The following is a 19,886-nucleotide window of genomic DNA, read 5'->3' as shown; positions in this document are numbered from 1 at the left end:
CGGCGGTGACCGTCACTGTCACGACGATGGCGGCGACGCAGGCGGCTGCCGCTGCGGCGAGTGCCCCGTGGATACATCGCTGTTTGCGCGGGGGGCGGGTCGCGTGGATCACCTCCGTCTCGCGAAGCCGGGTGCGCAGTGCGGCCACGGCCGTGTGCAGGCGGCTTTTGACCGTGCCTTCGGGGATGTCGAGCAGCGTTGCCATGTCACGCACCGGAAGATCGGCGTAGTAGCGCAACGTCAGTACCTGACGTTGGTGAGGGGGCAGGGAGCCGAGTCCGTCCGCCACCGCGAGGGCCGTTGCGCGGTCCTCTTCGGTGTGTTCCGCGACGGGCAGCGGGCGGAGCATTGCGAACACGTTTGTCGCACCCAGGTAAGCCAGTCGCAGCAGCACGATCGATCATCATGGCGCGCTGACGGCAGCAGCGCGAGAGCGCCAACTCGAGCGACCGCGGCCAGTTTTCGGGAAGCCCGCCGCACCGGCTCCCACCAGGACGGATGAGGTTTCCGGCAAGGGCACGGTTGAACCGGGCGCACGGGTCGGTGGTGGGGAGCGCGCCCCTCAAGCCCCGGGAGGTGACCTGACGGGGGCGGACCCCGGAGCGCGAAGCGATGAAGCGGCGGACAGGTAGCGCGGGCTGTCCTTCGTCGCCGTCACGGTCGCTGGCCGGTATCTCCCGCGTAACTGCCGCAGCCAGGGCTCACCGCACCGCCCGCTCCAGCGCCCCGCGCAGTTCCGCCGCGCTCGCGCAGCCGATCTCGGGGTGCTCCCGCAGCGCCGTGTCGATGACCTCCGCGAGGCGTCGTGGGATGGCCGGGTCGCGGCGGCGGATCGGGATCGCCGGCTCCTGCAGGACGACCTGCCAGGGGTCCTTGGCGCGCGGGAACTCGCGCGGGGTCCTTCCGGTCAGCGTGTGGTAGAGGCAGGCGGCAAGTGCCCAGACGTCCGCGGCGGGGGTGGTCTTGCGGAAGTCGATGACCTGTTGGCGCGGCATGAACATCGGTTTGCCCGCCGTGGTGCCGGTGCGTGTCAGCCCGCTCAGGCCCGCCTGGTCAAAGGCCTTTCCGATGCCGAAGTCCGCGATCTTCGCCGTCGTCGAGCCGTCGGGCTCCCTGTGCAGCAGGATGTTGGAGGGGCTCAGATCGCGGTGGACGACGCCCTGCCCGTGCGCGTGTTCCAGTCCCTTGAGCGCCTGCACCGCGATGGGCACCGCTTCCTCGACCGGGAGTCGCCCGCCGCGTTCCGCGACGAGCCGGTCCAGGCTGCCGCCGGTGCAGAACTCGGTTGTCAGATAGAAGGTTCCGTATCCGAAGCCCGTGTCGTGCAGCGCGACGACGTGCGGATGCTTCATGGCCCGGGTGAGCGCCACCTCGCGCAGGAACCGGCCGCGCGCCGTCTCGCTCGCCGCCACCTTCGGCAGCATCACCTTCAGCGCCACCTCCACGCCGGTGGCCTCGTGCCGGGCCAGGTACACCGCGCCCATGCCGCCACGGCCGAGCTCCCGGATCACCGAGTAGCCGCGGATGGCCTTGAGGTCGGCGCGGCCGCCGTGCGCCAGCTCGAGCAGCAGCTTGAGCACGGCGTCGGGCCGGGCCTGACAGGCGGCGCACAACAACTCGCCGGGGCGGCCGCCCGCCTCGTCGCCCAGCTCGCGCTCGCACTTGGCGCAGCGCGCGAGCCTCACCGTGGCGACCTGCGGCCGCGTGATGTCGACGCGGAACACCGTGTTACCGAGGCGGATCCGGTCGCCGTCCTCGAGGTCGTGCTCGGGGTAGGAATCCGCGGCGGCCTCCTCGGGGGTGAGGCCCCGGCGCCGCTGGCCGATCTTCTCGCCGTTGACGTACGTGCCGTTCAGGCTGCCGAAGTCGCGTATGCGGATGTCCGGCGGGTTGATGTCGAGCAGGCAGTGGTGGCGGGAGACGGTCTTGTGGTCGGAGTCGTCGGGTAGTCGCGGCGAACAGTCGGTGGAGCGGCCGAGGACGCAGGTGGTGCGCTCCTCGAAGACGTACGCGCCGGGCTTCACCCGGCCCTCGACGAGGGTGAGCGTGATGATGGCCGAGGGCGTCACGGAGGATCGTCTCCTTGTGCGTGAGTGGGGGGCTTCGGGGGACGAGACGGTGAACGTGAGCGTGCCGTCTGCGGCGTCGGACAGTACGGGACAGTACGCATCCCGCTCCGCTCAGTCGGCCGCCAGCTCCCAGTCGAGGTCCCAGAGCCGGATGCCGTCGTCCCCCGCCGAGACCAAGTTGCGCAGGTCGGGGGTGAGTTCGAGGTGCCGGATGCGTTGTTGGTGCCCTTCGAGCACGTGCAGGCAGCGGCCGGTGGCGACCTCCCACATCCGTACGGATCTGTCGTGGCCGGCCGAGAAGGCGAACCGGGCGTCGGGTGTGAACCGCACGGCGGAGACCCAGCCCTCGTGCCCCGCGAACTCGCGTACGGGTCGCCTGGCACCGGCGTCCCACAGCCGGATCGGTTCGTCCTTGGCGCCCGAGGACATGACCTCGTGTGTGGACATGGCCAGGCGGCCGTCGGCGCTCAGGCACGCCGACAGGATCGGTTCCCGGGGGCCGGTCCAGGTCCGCAGGCAGGCTCCGGTGTCGAGATCCCGCAGCCGGACCACGCCGTCTGAGTCGCCGACCGCCGCGAGCCGCCCGTCCGCGGACGTGGAGATCACGTTGACCGGGCCGTTCCGGGTGATCGTCGTGACGCAGCGGTCCTCGTCCAGGTCCCAGCGGCGCAGGACACCGTCGCCTCCGCCCAGCCAGGCGTACCTTCCGTCGCCGGTGAACATGATGGTCCGCCTCATGTCCCGGTCGGGAGTCAGCCGACGGCACTCGCCGTCTGCCAGTCGCCGCCGAATGATCGCGAGTGGCTTGGTGCCCTCGCACAGGACGTGCCGGCCGTCGTCGGTCAACGCCACCCCGCCCACTCTGCCCTGGTGATCGTCGAGGACACGCGTGCACGCGCCGCTGTCCAGATCCCAGATCCGTACCGTGCCGTCGCCCTGCCCGCTGACGGCGAGCCGGGCACCCGCGGCGACACCGATCGCCGTGATGGCTCCGTAGGAGAGGCGGCCGGCGTCCAGTGGTCGCGACCAGGCGGAGCGCAGCCGTACGTGGCGCGCCGAGCGGCCCAGTTCGTGCCAGGCGGCCAGGACCTGGGGCGCGCGCTCGTATCCCGGTATCTCCCGCGCGCGGGTCAACAGGGCGAAGGCTGACCGGTGCCGGCCGTTCGACATCGCCTGGTGCGCGTCGGCGAGCAGTTCCTCGGCCAGCCCGCCGAGCCGGCTGACCTCCGCGTACTCGCGCGGCTTGATCACATGCGGCTCCGCGGCGTATTCGGTATCGGGCAACCGCCAGCGGTGGATGGGCAGTTCGGGATGCCCGCCGATGGAGCAGCCGAACCGGTCGTCACCGTCCGGGAATCCGACGTGGTGCATTCCGTACGCGTCGGTGGTGAAGGTCCGCAGACACCGGCCGCGCTTAAGCTCCCAGATCTGAACGGTGTGGTCGCCGGTCGTTCCGGACAGCAGCAGCCGCCCACTGTCGCCGAAGGCCAGGTGACTGGCCGCGGCGGGCAGTCCCGTCAACGCACGCATCGTCCGGACCTGCCGGCCGTCCCCCACATCCCACAACCGGATCACCCGGTCCTCGCCGGCCACCGCGACCGTCCGTCCGTCGGGACTGAAGCACAGCGCATGCGTCGCCGAGCCGGCGGCCAGCACCCGGCACCGGCCATCGGCCACGCTCCACAGCCGCGCCCCGTCCTCCTCGGCGGTGAGCACATGGCGCCCGTCGGCGCTCACCTCGTACCGCGAGCCGTCCAGGTGGTTGCCCTTGAACGCTTCCCCGAGCAACCACCGGCAGGTCCCGGTCCGCGGTTCCCAGACCTGGACGCGCCCGTCCGCACCCTGCCACACACCGATGCGGCCGTCGGCGCTCAACCTGACCGGGCACCCCGTGGCGCGTGCGGCGGAGCGGATGACGCGGATACACCTGCCCGCCCCGAGATCCCAGAACTGCACCGTGCCGTCGCGGCTCGTGGACAGTGCGTACGAGCCGTCAGGGGTGAGGTCGACGCCGAGCACCTGCGTGCGGTGGCCCTTGACCGCCAACCGCTGTGCGCGGGTCGACGTGTCCCACAGCCGGAGCACGCCGTCCCAGTGGCCGCTCAGCGCGAGGCGTCCGTCGGGAGCGAACCGGATCGGCAGGTAGCCCATCACCTCGTGCCGGGCGAGCAGTTTCACCGGCGCGAACGGCAGCGCGAACGGCTCGCGGAATTCGCGGGTGCCGGTGTGGCGGGCATCGGCCACGGTTCCGGAGGCCGCCACCCGCAGCGCCGCCCGTACGTCGGTGTCGTCGGGCCGTTCGCGGGCGAGGGCGTCGAGCAGGTCGCGTGCCGCCGCGAGGTCGCCGCGTTCGAGGTGGACCCGGGCCAGAAGCAGTCGCACCTGCCAGGAGGACGCGCCGGAGCCGCGCGGGATCGCCTCCAACCGGGCGACGAGTTCCCCATCGGTGATCGCCCCCGTACGCCACCGGAACAGGCCACCGTTGTACACGGCCCCGACGTGGTGCGGGTCGACCGCGAGCGCCTGGTCGAAGGCCTGCTCGGCGTCGGCGGCCCGGTCCAGGTCGAGGAGCGACAGGCCACGGTTGTTGAGCTCGTCGGCGCGCAGATCGGCGGCCTGCGACGTGGGACGCGGATACGCCGAGCCGGTCGCCTGCTCGTAGATCCCGGTCAGTACATCCGCGATGTCCGCCATCGAGGCCGGCCGGTGGGCCGGGTGCTGTCGCAGACAGCGCCGGAGCAGGTGGGCGACTTCCGGTGGCGCCGCGACCGGATTCGAGGGGTCGGCCAGGTACTCCTCCAGCGCGAGGCCCGCGACCGAACCAGCCGCCCAATGCACACCGCCGGTGAACATCTCCAGGACCGAGACCGCGAAACTGTAGACATCGCTGCGCCGCCCGACGGGCTCGCCCGCGAGCTGCTCCGGGGACGCGTAGCCGACCGTCATGCCGCCGAACGGCACCAACACGCTGACGCCCGGCGCCACGTGGAGGTCAGCCGGGGCCGTGGTGGCCTTGGACCGGGCGAGACCGAAGTCGGTGATCTTCGCGGCACCCGTGCCGTCGAGCAGAATGTTGGCCGGCTTCACGTCCTGGTGCACCAGGTCTCCGCGATGGGCGTGCTCGAGCCCACGGGCCGCTTGGACTGCCGTGTCGAGAACACGGGCGAGGGCCTGCCGCGCGTCCCCGGCGTAGAGGCGCCCGTCGCCGATCCACTCGGCCAGGCTGCCGCCGTCGACGTACTCGGCGAACACGCGGGGGACACCGTCGATCACCCGCACGTAATGGCAGGCGCAGACGTTCGGATGGAGCCCGAGGGACACCCACGCCTCGGCCTCCCTGACGAACAGCTCCTGATCGCCGGGGCTCCGGAACAGCTCGGGCCGCGAACTCTTCACCGCCATGTCGATGCCCCAGGCGAGGTGCCGTACCCGGTGCACGACGCCCATCCCGCCCCGGCCAAGCTCGCCGATCACCCGGTACCGGCCGTCGACGGTCTCGCCGGTCACCCAAACGGTCGGCGACGTAGGTGCGTTCACTGCGATTCCTCATCGTGAGTGCGGCAGAAGTCGCCGTCCTGGGAGGCCCGGACGCAGAAGGCCCCGCTGTCAGATCTCGACGAGGATCAGTATGTGACGCGTCGATCCTGGTGTCGATGTTCCAGGCTCACCGCGGAGGTGGGGGAGCGGCGCCGTTCAGTCCTTGGCGGCTGTCGGTGTGGAGCTGGGCTCGCTGCCGTCGCGTGCTCCGGACGGTCGTCACTGTCAGCTGACGGGAGGTCAGGTGGTCAGGGCGGCGGGGAACAGGCGATCGGCTACTGGGGAGGCTGATGCGACACCAGCCCGGTGCGGAGGGCCATCGCCACCGCCGTGGTGCGGTTCCGGCAGTTGAGCTTGGCGAAGATACTGGCGACGTGCCGTTTCACGCCGTGCTCCGTGATGCCCATGTCCCGCGCGATCTGCCGGTTGCTCATGCCGGAGGCCATGAACTGGAGAGTCTCCGCCTCCCGCTCGGTGAGCGAGGGCGAGGGGGCGGCCGATGCGGTCGAGCTGCCGGCGAGGTGGAACAGTTGGCGTACGGCCTGCCGGGACACGACGACCGTGTCCTGTGTTCGATGCGCTAGGGCTTCGGCCATCGCCGGACCGCAGAGGTCCTCCCCGTGCACGACGGCGTCCACGGGGAAACCCGCGAGGTCCTCGAAGCGTTCGCGGGCCTGCACGCGCAGGACCACGACGATGCGGGTGTCGGGTCGTGCCAACAGGCCTACGAGTGGAGCCACCTCGCGGTGCTCGGCCTCGGAGGACAGGACCAGGGTCAGTGGTGTGCCGAGACCGCCGACGGGAACGCTCGTCGAGGTCGCGACCGAGGTCACCGGCGCGCAGGGGTTGCAGTCCTCAAGGGCGCGCTGAATCAGGATCCGGGAACCGGGATCCGGGTCGATCAGAAGGATGTGGCCGTCGGAGCGCTCGTTCGAATGCGGGTCGTGCAGCTCGGACGTTGTGTTGCGACCCCCCGTGGTCGCCTTCATAAACGCTCGGCCTGAAGGCAACAGGAACGGTCTTCCCCCATGGCGATGTCCCTTCCGCCAGACAACGAACAATGGTCGCCGCAGCGAAAATACTATCAATCGCCGTAGTTTCATAGTCAAGCTGTTGCGAGGGGGCCCGTCACCCGGACGAGACGGGGGATCGACGTCCGGATGACGGGAGTCGGGGTTCGCGGGGTGCTGGAGTTCAGTGCGCGAAGACCGGTCCTTGGGAAGGGTCGGGCCTACCGCGGGGGAGCAGCAGGGCTCCGGCCACTGCCGCGCCCAGTGAGATCACCGCGCAGGCCAGGAACGCGCGGTCGAAGCCGCTTGTCGGCACCGAGCCGCCGGTTTCCAGGCTCGCGCCGGCGAGTGTGGCCACGACGGCCACGCCGAGCGCCGCGCCCAGCTCATGACAGGTGTTCACCAGGCCGGATGTGAGGCCCATGTCCTCGTGCGGGACGTCGCTCATGGCGCTGGTGGTGGCGGAGACGAATCCGGCGCCGAGACTGGCCGCGGCGATCAGGAATCCCGGCAGGACCTGTGTCCATGCGCTCCCGTTCTCGTCGACGCGTGACAGCAGCAGGATGCCGATCGCGGTGAGCACGAACCCGGAGGCCGCCACGGGCCGCCAGCCGAACCTGCCGACCGCCTGCGAACCGAAGTGTGCCCCAAGGGTGATGGCGACGGCCACGGGAAGGAAGACCAGACCGGTTCGCAGGGCGCTGAGTCGCAGGACGTGCTGCAGGTAGAGCGAGCAGAGGAAGAACAGGGAGATCAGAAGGCCGGAGGCGGCGAGCATGACCGTACTGCCGCCGACCAGGTTGCGGCGGGTCAGGACGGACAGCCGGACGAGTGGTGCCCGGACCGACCGCTCCACGGCCACGAACACCGCCGCGCAGGCGACCGCACCCGCCAACGGCAGCAGAGCCGAGGCCGAGCCGAATCCGTGATCGCGAGCCTGGACGAGGCCGTAGATCAGCAGGCCCGGCGCGGCCGTCATGGTGAGCGCCCCGGCCGCGTCCACGCCCTTCCGGGGCGCTTGATGGTGTCCCGGGCCGGACTCGTCCCGCTCCTTCAACAGGACGGCCACGCTGACGAAGACCGCCGCTCCGATCGGGACGTTGATGAAGAAGATCCATTCCCAGCCCAGGCTCGTGGTCAGCAGGCCGCCGAGCAGCACGCCGAACGCCGCGCCGCTGCCGCCGATCGCCGCCCAGACCCCCAGCGCGCGATGTCGCTCGGGACCGTCGAACATCGACGTGATGATCGCCATCGCGGCAGGGGAGAGCAGGGCCGCGCCCACGCCCTGGGCGGCGCGCGCGGCGATGAGGGTGCCGCCGCCGTCGGCCAGGCCGGACAGCAGGGACGCGGTGGTGAAGACCAGAAGGCCGGCGAGGAACGTGCGCTTGCGGCCCAGGGCGTCTCCCGCCCGGCCGCCGAGCAGCAGCAGACTGCCGAAGCACAGGGTGTACGCCGTTACCACCCAGGTCAGTTGACCGGGGCTGAGGTGAAGCGCGTCGCCGACGGTGGGTAACGCGACGTTGATGACCGTGACATCGACGATCAGGAGGAACTGGGCCATGCAGAGCAGGGCCAGGGTCGCCCACCGCCGCGGCACGGGTGGACTCTGCCCATGCCGAAGGTGATGGCCGCGGTCATGGGGAGGGCTCTCCTTGGTCACCGATCACTCCTGATCTTGAACAATGCTGTAAGGGTTACCGTAGCGGCGGCTCGTTCGAAAGTGAACAGCGCCGTAAAGGTTAGGAGTGGATCGGAGGCTATGCGTGGCCTCTGGCGTCGGGACTTGCCCGGTTCAAGCGCTCGTTTAAGATCGGGCTATGGCTGAGAAGGGCGGGTCCGTGTCTGCGGGAACCAAGGACCGGATCCTCGACGTCGCCGAGCGGCTGTTCGGGGAGCGCGGATACGCGGCGACCTCGCTGCGCGCGGTGACGGACGCGGCCGGGGTCAATGTGGCTGCGGTCAACTATCACTTCGGGTCGAAGGAAGGGTTGCTGCGAGCCGTCGTGGACCGGGCCATGAGGCCTGTCAATGAGGAGCGGCGGCGCCTCCTGGAGGAATTTCTCGCCAATGGCGGCAGGCCCGACGTGGCCGACCTCGTCGAGGCGTTCGTGCGCACAGGTGCGAACCTGGCGCGCCGACGCGACGGTGACGGGTCGGCCGTATCGCGCTTCCTCGGCCGGGTGATGAGTGAACCGGACCCTGGTATCCGCCAGTTGTTCGCCGACGAGGTCGAAACGGTGGAAGGCCGCTATCTGGAGGAGCTGAACCGGGCTCTGCCCGGCGTGCCCGCGCCCGACGTGGCCTTCCGTTATCGCGTCATGGTCGGTCTGCTGGCTCTGCACCAGGCAGGTGCTCTGGCCGACCTGGCCCCGTACGGGGTCTCCGGCGAAACCGCGCCGACGGACGCCGACGCGGAGACGGATCGGCTCGTCGCCGCGGTGCTCGCGGTCTTCCGGGCCCCCTGACGCTCGGGGTTCGGGAAACGGTTCGGGCCGGCGCTCAGTCGAGGTCGAGCGTGTGGCCCGCCGCCACGGCTCCGGCCATGATCTTCCCGGCGTAGTCGGTGTCGGTGTATTCCCTGACGGCCGTGATGCGGCCCAGGTGGATCTCGTACATGTGTGAGTACTGGTTGCTGTACACCGCGCCGTGGCGCAGGCGGCCGTGGCTGACCATCTCGGCCGAGACCATGTCGCCCTCGGCGATCATGCGGGTGATCTCGGTCTTCGGCTCGCCCGGTTCGAAGATGGCCATCGCGGTCGGGAGGACGCGGCCCAGCAGCGCCTTCTTCCCGTGTGAGCCGGCGGCGGGAATGTCGCGCGCGCACACCGTCCAGGTGGCGTCGTCCGTGAGCAGCGCGCCCAGGCCGTCGAGGTCCTGGCGGTTGAGGGCGTCGATGAACGCGCGGACCGTCTCCTTGTTCTGCTCCGTGATCTCCTGCGACGTCATATCTGCCTTCCGTTATGTCTCGAAGTGACGTGGACGTGCGTGGTTGCGGCGCTCGACGCGCCTCACGTACGGTGGTTAAGCGATCGTTTTAATCAATCGTTTGTATGGCTGGTCGGGCCTCATGCGGGGACGGCCGCGCAAGGGAGCGGAAGATGGAGAAAACGCAGCAGGAGGGGACCGCGCCCCCCGCGGCGGGCGCGCCGCCCGGGCTGATGCGCAGGCGTGTGGTCCTGGCGGTCATGTGTGTGGCGCTGATGATGATCGTCAGCATGGTCGTCGGCCTCACCGTGGCGCTGCCGGACATCGCCGGGGACACAGGGGCCAGTCAGTCGCAGCTCCTGTGGATCATGAACTCCTACGGTCTCGTGTTCGCCGGGTTCCTGTTGCCGGCCGGAGCGCTCGGCGACCGCTACGGGCGCAAGGGGATGCTGCTGGCCGGGGTGTGCCTCTTCGGAGCGGCGTCGGCCGCGGCGTTGTGGGTGGACGATCCCCGTATGCTGATCGTCTTGCGCGTGGTGGCGGGCCTGGGGTCGGCCATGATCATGCCGATGACCCTGTCGATCGTGACCACGATCTTCCCGCCTGAAGAGCGGGCCCAAGCCGTGGCCGTCTGGTCGGCGGTGGCCGCGGGGGGAGCCCTGATGGGGCTGCTGATCTCGGGTGCGCTGCTCGAGGCGTTCTCCTGGCGGTCGATCTTCGGACTCAGCGCCGCACTCGCGCTGCTGTCTCTTCTCCTCGTTCTCGTGATCGTCCCGACCTCGAAGGATCCCGACGAGGTTCCGGTTGACGTGCTGGGCGCGCTGCTGTCGGTCGTGGGTCTGTGCGCCGTGGTGTACGCGATCATCGAGGGGCCGGAGCGCGGCTGGAGCGACGCCGCGGTGATGCTGGCGGCGATCGGCGGTGTGGCGGCCCTGGTGGGCTTCGTGCTGTGGGAACTGCATGTCGGCCACCCGCTGCTCGACCCCCGGTTCTTCCGGATCGGGGCCTTTGCCTCGGGCTCGATCGTGATCGTCATGGCCAGCGTGGCGACCTTCGGCCTGTTTTTCGTGATGCTGCAGTACCTCCAGTGGCTGAAGGGGTATTCCCCCTTGGTGGCGGGCCTTTCCCTGATGCCCATGACCGTCGCCGTCGCGGCGGTCTCGCCCCTCGCTCCGATGCTGGTGCGGCGAGCGGGACTGCGGGTCGTGCTGACCGCGGCCATGGTGATCATGGCCGCGGGCATGGGAGTCCTGACGACACTGGACAAGAACTCCTCCTACGTTCCCGTCCTGGTGGGCACGGTCGTGGTCGGAGCCGGCATCTCCCTGTGTCTCGCGCCGGCCACCGACGCAATCGTCGCTTCGCTTCCGGCGGCGAAGCAGGGCGTGGCCTCCGCGGTGAACGACGTCACCCGTGAGGTCGGCGGAGCGCTGGGGGTCGCCATTCTGGGCAGCGCCTTCAACAGTGGGTATCGCGCCGGTGTCGGCGACCGCGACGACGCGATCCCCGCGAACGCGCTGGGCACCGTGCGCAGTTCCCTCGACGCCGCGTTGGCCGAGGCGGAGCGGATCGGCGGCGCGACCGGAGCGCGCGTGGCCGACGCGGCGCGTACCGCCTTCGCCGACGGCCTGGACCGGGCGATGCTGGTCGCCGCGCTGGTCGTGGCGGTCGGCGCGGCAGCGGTTCTGCTGCTGGCTCCGGGGCGGGCGGAGAGCGTACGCCTGCAGGAGAAGCGGCGCGGCTGACCGGGTACCGAAGAAGTACCCGGCTGACCGGGTACCGAAGTACCCGCGCCCCGTCGGCACTGGGGAGCCGTCATCAGATCGACATCCCGCCGTCGACGGGGAGCACGGTGCCCGTGACATAGCCGGCCTGGTCCGAGGCGAGAAAGCCGAGGGCCCAGGCGATCTCGCTCGCCGGGGCGAAGTATCCGGCGGGAATGATGCTCTGGAGCCTCTCGCGCTGCTGGTCGGGGAGCGAGGTGATCATCCGGGTCTCGGCCACCGGGGAGATGGCGTTGACGGTGACGCCGAACCGCACCAGTTCCTTCGCGGCGGTCTTGGTGAGGCCGATGATGCCCGACTTCGCCGCGGAGTAGGCCGTCTGCCCGACGTTGCCGTGGATCCCGGCGTACGACGTCACGTTCACCACCCGCCCCCAGTACTGGCTGCGGAAGTGCGGTGTGCAGGCCCGGATGAAGCGGAACGGGCCGCCGAGGTGCACCGCCAGCACCGAGTCCCAGTCCTCGTCGGTAAGGTTCCACAGCATGCGGTCGCGGAGGATTCCCGCGTTGTTGATGAGGATGTCGACCCGTCCGGTGTCGGCGACGACATCCGACACGAGGCCCTCGACCTCGGACGTACGGGAGACATCCACTTCCGCGAACCGTGCGCCGTCCAGATCGTCCGCCGCCTCCTTCAGCCGTGCGCCGTCACGGCCGACGAGCCAGACCACGGCTCCCGCGGCGTGGAAGAACCTGGCGGCCGCCAGGCCGATGCCTCGGCCGGCGCCGGTGATGACCACGGTGCGCCCCGTGAAGTCGTAGGTGGTTTTCAAGAGTTGGACCTTCCCGGGAAGCTCACGGAGTGTGTGTCACGAAGTCGTCCGGCCCGCACCAGCGGACGAGGGCGGCCCCGTAGTTGAGACCGCCGCCGAACGCGGTCAGCAGGGCGAGCCGCCCGGGGCGCAGCCGGCCCGAGTCGACCGCGTCCCGCAGGACGAGGGGCAGCGATGCCCCCGAAGTGTTGCCGAACCGTTCGATGTTCGTCAGCGTCTTGGCGTGTGGCTGGCCGAGCGCGTCCAGGATTCCGTGCACCAGATTGCGGTTCGCCTGGTGCAGGGCGAAGAAGTCGATGTCGTCCAGCTCCAGCCCGGACTTGAGGACGAACTCCCGGATGAAGCCGGGGATGACACCGAGGACGAACTGCTTGATGTCATTGCCCCGCATGGTGGTGAAGTTGTCTCCGAACGCGGACTTCTTCGGACGGCCGTGCCCGTCGACGCGCGCCTCGCGGGCCGCGTACACGGAGGTGTAGTGCTCGGGGTCGCTGCGCAGCAGAGCCTCTCCCACCCCCGTTCCGGGCAGCGTGGGCTCCAGGATGTAACAGGCGGCCGCATCGCCGAAGATGACGCCGACGGTGCGGTCCTCCGGGTCGAAGAGTTTGGATCCCACGTCGGCGAGCACCACCGCGACGCGCGGATACCGGCCGGAGGCGACGTACTTCACGCCGACGTCCAGGGCGAACACGGCTCCGGGACAGCCACCGCTGTTGACGTCGAACCCGGGCGTGCCCGACATCCCCGCCTTGCTCATGATCGCGGCTGCCGTGTTGGGCAGCAGATGGTCGGGGGTGTAGGTGCCGCAGATGACCAGGTCTATGTCGCCCACGGCCAGGCCGAGCTGCTCGCAGGCATCGGCCAGGGCCCTCGCTCCCAGATCGGACGACCACTCGTCCGGGCCTGAGAAACGGCGCTCTTCGATGCCGGTGCGTTCACGAATCCAGGCGTCGTTCGTCGGCAGCCGCCCTGCCAGTTCCGCGTTGGTGACGATCCGCTCGGGGAGATGGCATCCGATGGCCCTTATCCCCACCCCAGGCCGGCCTTCAGGATGATATGGCGCGTGCCTCACCATGGAGTGCTCTCCTTTCTCCGGGAGGCAGTGCGGAAATGATCTGAATGATCAAAGTTGATTCACCCTGTACAGCGGGAAGTACGAGTCGATCTTTCCGGAGGAATAGTCCGCGGTGAGTTGACCGACCTCGTCGAATTCATAGATGGCGGCCGGGTCGATCGACGGCATCCACGCCGTGTTCTCCTGGTGGTCGCGTATGGTCGCGCAGTCGTCGTACCGCCAGACATGCGTGTTCACATGCAGGTGCCGGTTGATGCACTCGCTGGCGCGCAGATGAAAAGTGCGCATTCCGTGCTTCCAGCCGACGGTGGTCACGACCCCCTGCCGTGCCATCGCCTTGATCGTAGCCTTGTACAGGGGTGCCCCTATGTTGTCGATGAATACGGCCGTGCCGGCGCCGTCGGAGAGGGCGCCGATGGTCCTGAGGAATTCCTTCTCGGATGCCCGGTAGCGGGCTGTTTCCTCGGCGTCGAGGGGCGGGTGCTCGGGGTCCAGGGTCAGGTGGGGAAAGAGCCGGCGGTCCACCGCCGTGATGCCGAGGCGGGTGAGTTCGGCGAGGCGTCCGTCGGAGCCGGCCGTCATGGCGACCCGGAATCCGGCCCGCTTCGCCAGCTGCAGCTCCGCCAGCACCACTCCGCCGCCCCAGCCGAAGACCAGGTGCTCGCCGGGATCCTGGTTCGGCATCTGCGTCGACCAGCACTGGTGAGCGACCCGCCAGTTGTCCCAGGCTGTGAAGTAGCGGGCGTAGGCGGCCCACTGGGGCAGCGAATACGCGCTGTTCTCGGGAATGGGCAGAAGAAGGTCCGCCGCGATTTTCGTGCGCTTCGCGAGCAGCCCGACGGTGTGCGGCGCGTCATAGGCGTAGATGAGTTCCGCGTAGCCGTACCGGTCGCGTTTCGCAAACGGCATGACCATGCAGATGTCGCCCTCCTTGAGGGACGGCGAGCCTTTGGGGTCGAGCACCCGCACGATGCCCAGGTTGCCCAGGACCACCGCTTCCTCGTGGCGCAGATGGCACACGTCGATCGGTCGGCGGGACAGCGCGTGCTCTATGTTGGCTTCCCAGGATCCGTACAGCGGTTCGACCAATGCCTCATCATCGCCCGGTGCGGCGAAGGAATGGCGTCCGCGACGGAGCTTCCCTGGCGGGCGGGCCTCCGGGCGGACTCCTTCGGGTCCTGCGTGGAGTATCCATGCTTCGGTGTGGATCACGTTCGCCTCCCTGTGCAACGCGAATTACCGTAGCCACGAAAACATGAGAGAAGCAACAGTTCCTCGCTTTTCTACGCGTGCGTAGTTCTACCTTTTCGTAGAAATTCAGTTGCCTGTTGCGGTCGTCCCGGTTGCCGGTCTAGAGTCGCCCGACATGGGAAACGGTCGCGTATCACACGTGCTCGCCCGGCAGTACGATCGCCTCTCGGAAAGACTGGAAAAGGGAATTGGCGGACCCCGTCTGCGTACCACGCTGGTCGGCGATCTGGCCGGTCGGGTGCTCGAAATAGGGGCAGGCACCGGGCGTAATCTTTCGTATTACAACAAGGCGGACCACGTGGTGGCCGTCGAACCCTCCGCAGGAATGCGCGCGCAGCTGACCGGAAAACTCGACGGAATTGTTCCGACGGTCGAGGTGATCGACGCGGCGGGCGAACACCTGCCTTTCCAGGACGGGGAATTCGACGCCGCCGTCTGCTTCCTGCTGCTCTGCGTCGTGGACGACCTCGACGGCGTACTCAGGGAGATCCACCGGGTACTGAAACCGGGTGGGACGCTGTCCTTCTTCGAGCACGTCCGTGACGTCGGCAGGCGTGGCCGGGCCCAGGATCTGACCAGTCCGCTGCTGCGGCGCGTGCAGTTCGGCTGCCGTCCCAACCGCCGGTCGGTCGAGCGGATGGAGGCCCTCGGTTTCGACGTGCGGCTCTCCGATCCCGTGCGGATCAAGCCCAAGCCGCCGCTCAGCGGGCCCTACTTCACCGGAACGGCGCTGCGCCGATGAACGCGTTGACCGTGTTCGCGGACGCTCTGGAAGAGGTGCAGTTCCGGGTCCCGTACAGCAGCGCCGCGTCGTACCACGAGTACTACGGGGCGGGCGCACCGCCGTGGCGGCTCGGGCGCGCCTGCGGCTGGCAGATCTTCGAAGTGGCGCGGCTCGTGGAGGAGCGCTGTGGGGCCCGGTCCACTCACCTGTACGCGGGTGGTCACTCACCGGCGATGTACTTCGGCGACGGCGAGATCACCGTCCTCGACCCCTATCTGCCGCACCTCGAACCGCTGCGGCTGCGCCGCGCGGACGCCGTGTCCGGGACGGTACGAGCAGGCACCGACGCCTACCCGATCAGAATCCGCGCCGACGGGACACCGGCGCCCGCACGGCTCAGCGGAACCTGGTGGCTCGCCGACGGCGTGCTCCTGCTGGAATACGCCCGTTACAGCCCTCGCCGGGCAGCCATGGTGACGCATCGCGCGTTCACCTTCCACCTGGCGACCGAACTGCCGGCCTTTCCGGTGCCGCCGGGGTTCGCGCGACGTGTGCTCCTCGAACCCATGCAGAACAACCTGTCCATCCGGACCCTCCACCGTGGTGAACGCCGGATCGGCGAACTGGTCCTGCCGTTCACCGGACGCCCCCGGGACCAGCTCGTGGATCCCGACTTCCTGATCACCAAGGACAACCAGGGCAGGGTCAGCCGGGTCGGGACCCCTGAATTCACCCGCGACCTGGAGCTGATCGCCGACGCGGTGGACGGCACACCGGCCGAGGTCACGGCGTACGTCATGGACGCCGCGGCGATCTACCACAAGGTCGTGCCGCTCGAACAGAACTGGCCCGAGTACTCGACGGAGGACGAGTGAGTACGAGCTTCTTCCTGGCCGGCGTCATGCAGGGCAGCCGGCGGGCCATCGACGCGAGCGACCAGTCCTACCGCGTACTGCTTCGCCGGATGATCGAGCGGATGCGCCCCGACGCGGTGGTACACGACCCCCATGAGCTCGTCCTCGCACGATACGGCGAACGGGTACCACAGCTCCGGCGGGCGCTGGAGGCCGTCGCCGAGGAGCCCGTGGTGGTCCGTGACCGGCTCCATCCCGAGGTGCTCGAACTACTCGACGTCTTCCACGAGATGACCCACCTCGCCGCTGACAGCGACGTCTGTGTCGTCTGGCTACCCGGACACGAACCGAGCATGGGCACCGCCGCCGAGATGTATGGCGCCTTCACGGCGGGACGCACCGTCGTCACGATCACGGACATGCGCTACAACGTGGCCGTCCTGTCGTGCTCGACGGTGATCCTCCCGGACGTGGCGGCGTTCTCCGACTGGCTTGCCAAGGACGGTGATCCGTTGTGCACGACATCCTGACGCCTGCCCTGCGGGACGAGGTCTCCACACTCGAACGCGGACTCGCCGCAGCGGTACGGCAACGGGCGGCGGAGCGCCCCGACGCGCTCGCCATGGCCTTCCTCGATCACGAGACCGACTGGGCGGGCCGGACCACCCGGCTGAGCCGCGGCGAACTCGACACCAGGGCCCGGGCCATGGCCGGGCTGCTGCAGCGGCTGGCGAGCCCCGGCGACCGGGTGGCGATTCTCTGCCCCAACGGCCCCGAATACGTGGCCGCCTTCCTCGGGTCCCTCTACGCCGGGATGCTGCCCGTGCCCCTGCTCCCCCCTGAACTGCAGCGCCGCACCGAGCGCCTGGCACCCACCCTGGAGGACTGCACCCCCGCGGTGGCGGTGACGCTCGCCCGGTACGCGGACTCGGTCAAGACGGTGCTCTCCGCGGTCGGCGGCAGCGCATCCGGCGCTCATGTGGTCCTCGCCGACCAGGTGCGCGACGCACACGCGGACGCGTGGACCCCCGTGGAAACCGACCTCTCCGGAACCGCGTACCTCCAGTACACCTCCGGCTCGACGCGGAAACCGGGCGGCGTCGAGGTCACCCACCGCAACATCGCCGTGTCGGTCGCCCAGCACGTCGACCGCCAACGCGTGGACGAGCGGTCGACGATCGTCAGCTGGCTTCCCTTCTTCCACGACATGGGACTCGTCTTCGCGCTGATCATGCCGCTCGCCGTGGGGGTCCCGGCGGTGCAGATGACGCCGCACGCCTTCATCCAGCAACCACTGCGCTGGCTCCGGCTGTTCGGCGAGTACCGGGGTACGCACACGATGATCCCCAACTTCGGTCTCGACGTGTGCGTGGACGCGGTTCCGGCGGCGGAGCGGGTCGGACTCGACCTGTCCTCGGTCCGGTACTTCGGCAACGCCTCCGAACCGGTCCGGGCGCATTCCATGGAACGCTTCACCGAGGCGTACGAGCCCCACGGCTTCCGGCACACGGCGCACTCGCCCTGCTGGGGGCTGGCCGAGGCCACGCTGATCGTGACCGGGATCAGCGCGGAGGACGAACCGCTGGTCACCGGCTTCGACCGCGAGGCCATGACCGCGGGACGCGTCGAAGTATGTGCGGCCACGGATCCGGGGGCCCGCCGTCTCGTGGGGTGCGGGCCGGCCTTCCAGGGCCAGGACGTCCGCGTGGTGGATCCCGCCACGGGCCTGCGAGCACCGGCCGGTGAGGTGGGCGAACTGCTGGTTCGCGGCGGGAACGTGTGCCGCGCCTACTGGCGGCGCGCCGACAGCGACCAGACCTTCGGACGCCGCCTCGAGGGCACCGCCGACTGGCTGTGTACCGGCGATCTGGGCTTCTTCCACGACGGGGAACTCTTCATCGCCGGGCGGGCCAAGGACATCGTCATCGTGGACGGCCGCAACCACCATGCCATCGACATCGAGGTCACCGTCGAACAGGTCGGCCCCGCGGTGCGCCGCGGTCATGTCGCCGCCTTCCCGGTCGAGACGGACGAACGGGAGCTGGCCGTCGTGGTCGTGGAACTGCGCCCGGAGGCGGAGACCACCGTCGACCTCGGAGAGCTGCGCACGGCGATCCGTGCCGCCGTGGCGGAAGCACACGACATCGAGCTCCACGACGTCGCGCTCGTCACCCGCGGCACGATCCCGAAGACGTCCAGCGGAAAGTTGCGCCGCCGCATCTGCCGCGACATGTACTCCGACGGTGAACTCGCCGCGCAGACCGTGGCGGCCGATCGGACCGCATCGTGACGGAGCTGCGCCAGTGGCTGGTGGAACGACTTGCCGGACTGTGCTCCCTCCCCGCCGACCGGATCGACATCGACCGGCCGTTCCGCGAGTACGGACTGACGTCCAGGAAGGCGGTCGCCCTCTCCGGCCAACTGGCCACGCACCTGGGCCGACCGGTCGCCCCGGCGATCGCCTGGGAACACCCCACGATCCGGCAGCTCTCCGAGCGGCTGACGGCCACCGCTCCGCCCGTGCCGGCGTCCCGGCAGGGCTCCGGGCGGACCTTCCCCCAGGACGGCGCGACCGAGCTCGCCGTCGTCGGGGTGGGGTGCCGGCTGCCCGGCGGGATTTCGTCCCCCCACGGCTTCTGGGAGCTTCTCCGCTCCGGTGGCGACGCGATCCGTGAGGTGCCCGAGGGCCGCTGGGAGGCGTACCGCCGCACCTCGCCCGGCCACGCCGCGGTCCTCGACCGCACCACCCGCACGGGCGGTTACCTCGACGACATCGAGGGCTTCGACGCCGAGTTCTTCGGAATCGCGCCCGCCGAGTCCGCCGAGATGGACCCGCAGCAGCGGATGTTCCTGGAGGTCGCCTGGGAGTCCCTGGAACATGCGGGAATCCCGCCGGACGGGCTCGCGGGCAGCCGCACCGGAGTGTTCGTCGGGGCGAGCGGCGACGACTTCGCCCGGCAGCGGATGGAGGACCTCCCGGGCATCAACGGCTGGTCGCTGCCGGGCACCACGCTCAGCGTCATCGCGGGCCGGCTCTCATACCTGCTCGACCTGCGTGGACCGAGCCTCACCGTGGACACCGCGTGCTCCTCCTCCCTCGTCGGCCTGCATCTGGCCCGGCAGAGCCTGCTCACCGGGGAGAGCGATCTCGCCATCGTCGGCGGGGTCAACGTCCTGCTCTCACCGGGCGGCACGGTCTACACCGATCAGGCCGCCGCATCCTCGGCCGGGGGACGCTGCCGACCGTTCGACGCGGCCGCGGACGGCATCGTGCGCGGCGAAGGCTGTGTGAGCGTCGTGCTCAAGCGATACGACGACGCGCTGCGCGACCAGGACCGGGTGCTCGCCCTGCTCCGCGGCACCGCCGTGAACCAGGACGGCCGGTCCAACGGGCTGACCGCTCCCAGCCCCGCCGCACAGCGGGCCCTGCTGACGCAGGCGTACGACACGGCTCGTATCGCCCCCACCGACGTCGGCTACGTCGAGGCCCACGGCACCGGAACCCGCCTCGGCGATCCCATCGAGGCCGGCGCACTGGCGGGCGTCCTCGCCGGCTCCGCCCGGACCGGCACCGGCCCACTGCTGATCGGGTCCGTCAAGTCCAACCTCGGCCACCTGGAAGCGGCCGCCGGACTGGCGGGGCTCGTCAAGAGCGTTCTCGCCCTGCACTACGGAAGGATTCCCCCCACCCTCCACTTCACCCGGCCCCATCCCGCCGTCGCTCTCGACGACCTGGGCCTGGAAGTGGTAGCCCGGCTCACCCCCTGGCCCACGGGCGAAGGCGAGCGCGTGGCCGGGGTCAGCTCCTTCGGCATCGGCGGGACCAACGCGCACGCCGTCCTGACCGACCTGCCCCGCACCGTACGCCCGTGACTGTGAGGTCCT

General features: G+C 69.7%; 15 protein-coding genes and 1 pseudogene. 7 read left to right on the top strand and 9 right to left on the bottom strand.

From position 1 onward, the window contains the following. Positions 1–106: 106 nt before the first annotated feature. The 5 genes and pseudogenes from IEJ02_RS48820 to IEJ02_RS24930 form a co-directional block, all read right to left on the bottom strand. Positions 107–328, bottom strand: a pseudogene (locus IEJ02_RS48820) (RNA polymerase sigma factor); the annotation flags it as partial. A gap of 373 nt (positions 329–701) precedes the next feature. Next, positions 702–2,069 carry a protein kinase domain-containing protein gene (locus IEJ02_RS24945; protein ID WP_191066919.1) on the bottom strand — a complete coding sequence of 456 codons (1,368 nt, stop codon included), beginning with the start codon at positions 2,067–2,069 and terminating at the stop codon, positions 702–704. A 111-nt stretch (positions 2,070–2,180) separates the two neighbouring features. Further along, positions 2,181–5,606 (bottom strand): protein kinase domain-containing protein, encoded by a 3,426-nt coding sequence (locus IEJ02_RS24940; protein WP_191066918.1) that lies wholly within the window; start codon positions 5,604–5,606, stop codon positions 2,181–2,183. Between the two features lie 275 nt (positions 5,607–5,881). Beyond that, positions 5,882–6,595, bottom strand: coding sequence for a response regulator transcription factor (locus IEJ02_RS24935; RefSeq protein WP_191066917.1), 714 nt, complete (start codon positions 6,593–6,595; stop codon positions 5,882–5,884). A gap of 205 nt (positions 6,596–6,800) precedes the next feature. Further along, positions 6,801–8,213, bottom strand: coding sequence for an MFS transporter (locus IEJ02_RS24930; protein WP_275559786.1), 1,413 nt, complete (start codon positions 8,211–8,213; stop codon positions 6,801–6,803). Between the two features lie 241 nt (positions 8,214–8,454). Here IEJ02_RS24930 and IEJ02_RS24925 point away from each other — a divergent pair, with 241 nt between their 5' ends. Next, positions 8,455–9,081, top strand: coding sequence for a TetR/AcrR family transcriptional regulator (locus IEJ02_RS24925; protein WP_191066916.1), 627 nt, complete (start codon positions 8,455–8,457; stop codon positions 9,079–9,081). A gap of 34 nt (positions 9,082–9,115) precedes the next feature. On the opposite strand, the gene IEJ02_RS24920 is transcribed toward IEJ02_RS24925, so the two are convergent. Continuing rightward, positions 9,116–9,562 carry a nuclear transport factor 2 family protein gene (locus IEJ02_RS24920; protein ID WP_191066915.1) on the bottom strand — a complete coding sequence of 149 codons (447 nt, stop codon included), beginning with the start codon at positions 9,560–9,562 and terminating at the stop codon, positions 9,116–9,118. A 104-nt stretch (positions 9,563–9,666) separates the two neighbouring features. Between IEJ02_RS24920 and IEJ02_RS24915 the strand changes: the two genes are divergently transcribed. After that, positions 9,667–11,286 (top strand): MFS transporter, encoded by a 1,620-nt coding sequence (locus IEJ02_RS24915; protein ID WP_317985912.1) that lies wholly within the window; start codon positions 9,667–9,669, stop codon positions 11,284–11,286. Between the two features lie 73 nt (positions 11,287–11,359). Here the strand turns inward: IEJ02_RS24915 and IEJ02_RS24910 are convergent, their stop codons facing one another. The 3 genes from IEJ02_RS24910 to IEJ02_RS50445 all read right to left on the bottom strand — a co-directional run bounded on the left by IEJ02_RS24910 (position 11,360) and on the right by IEJ02_RS50445 (position 14,384). Further along, the gene (locus tag IEJ02_RS24910) at positions 11,360–12,097 is read right to left on the bottom strand and encodes an SDR family oxidoreductase (RefSeq protein ID WP_191066913.1); all 738 of its coding nucleotides are present in this window, start codon (positions 12,095–12,097) and stop codon (positions 11,360–11,362) included. Between the two features lie 22 nt (positions 12,098–12,119). Beyond that, positions 12,120–13,130, bottom strand: a complete 1,011-nt coding sequence (locus IEJ02_RS24905) for a 3-oxoacyl-ACP synthase III family protein (RefSeq protein ID WP_317985911.1) — start codon at positions 13,128–13,130, stop codon at positions 12,120–12,122. Between the two features lie 90 nt (positions 13,131–13,220). Continuing rightward, positions 13,221–14,384 (bottom strand): MDR/zinc-dependent alcohol dehydrogenase-like family protein, encoded by a 1,164-nt coding sequence (locus IEJ02_RS50445; RefSeq protein ID WP_191066911.1) that lies wholly within the window; start codon positions 14,382–14,384, stop codon positions 13,221–13,223. 178 nt (positions 14,385–14,562) lie between these two features. Here IEJ02_RS50445 and IEJ02_RS24895 point away from each other — a divergent pair, with 178 nt between their 5' ends. From IEJ02_RS24895 to IEJ02_RS24875, 5 genes are read left to right on the top strand one after another with little or no spacing between them, the layout of a single operon-like run. Then, positions 14,563–15,165, top strand: coding sequence for a class I SAM-dependent methyltransferase (locus tag IEJ02_RS24895; RefSeq protein WP_191066910.1), 603 nt, complete (start codon positions 14,563–14,565; stop codon positions 15,163–15,165). Continuing rightward, positions 15,162–16,022, top strand: a complete 861-nt coding sequence (locus IEJ02_RS24890) for a hypothetical protein (RefSeq protein WP_191066909.1) — start codon at positions 15,162–15,164, stop codon at positions 16,020–16,022. Before IEJ02_RS24895 ends, IEJ02_RS24890 begins: the two co-directional genes overlap by 4 nt. After that, complete coding sequence (locus IEJ02_RS24885) at positions 16,019–16,531, top strand: hypothetical protein (protein ID WP_191066908.1); 513 nt, start codon at positions 16,019–16,021, stop codon at positions 16,529–16,531. The genes IEJ02_RS24890 and IEJ02_RS24885 overlap by 4 nt, the downstream gene beginning before the upstream one ends. Further along, the gene (locus tag IEJ02_RS24880; RefSeq protein ID WP_191066907.1) at positions 16,516–18,291 is read left to right on the top strand and encodes a fatty acyl-AMP ligase; all 1,776 of its coding nucleotides are present in this window, start codon (positions 16,516–16,518) and stop codon (positions 18,289–18,291) included. Before IEJ02_RS24885 ends, IEJ02_RS24880 begins: the two co-directional genes overlap by 16 nt. Then, positions 18,288–19,874: a type I polyketide synthase gene (locus IEJ02_RS24875; RefSeq protein WP_317985910.1), complete on the top strand. Its 1,587-nt coding sequence runs from the start codon at positions 18,288–18,290 to the stop codon at positions 19,872–19,874. Before IEJ02_RS24880 ends, IEJ02_RS24875 begins: the two co-directional genes overlap by 4 nt. The last annotated feature ends 12 nt before the right edge of the window (positions 19,875–19,886 follow it).

Origin of the sequence: Streptomyces sp. 5-10, assembly GCF_014712245.1 — a bacterium.
Classification (GTDB): Bacteria; Actinomycetota; Actinomycetes; order Streptomycetales; family Streptomycetaceae; genus Streptomyces; species Streptomyces violaceusniger.
Note: the sequence above shows the minus strand (reverse complement) of the source record. Positions and strands in the feature narration are given on the sequence as shown.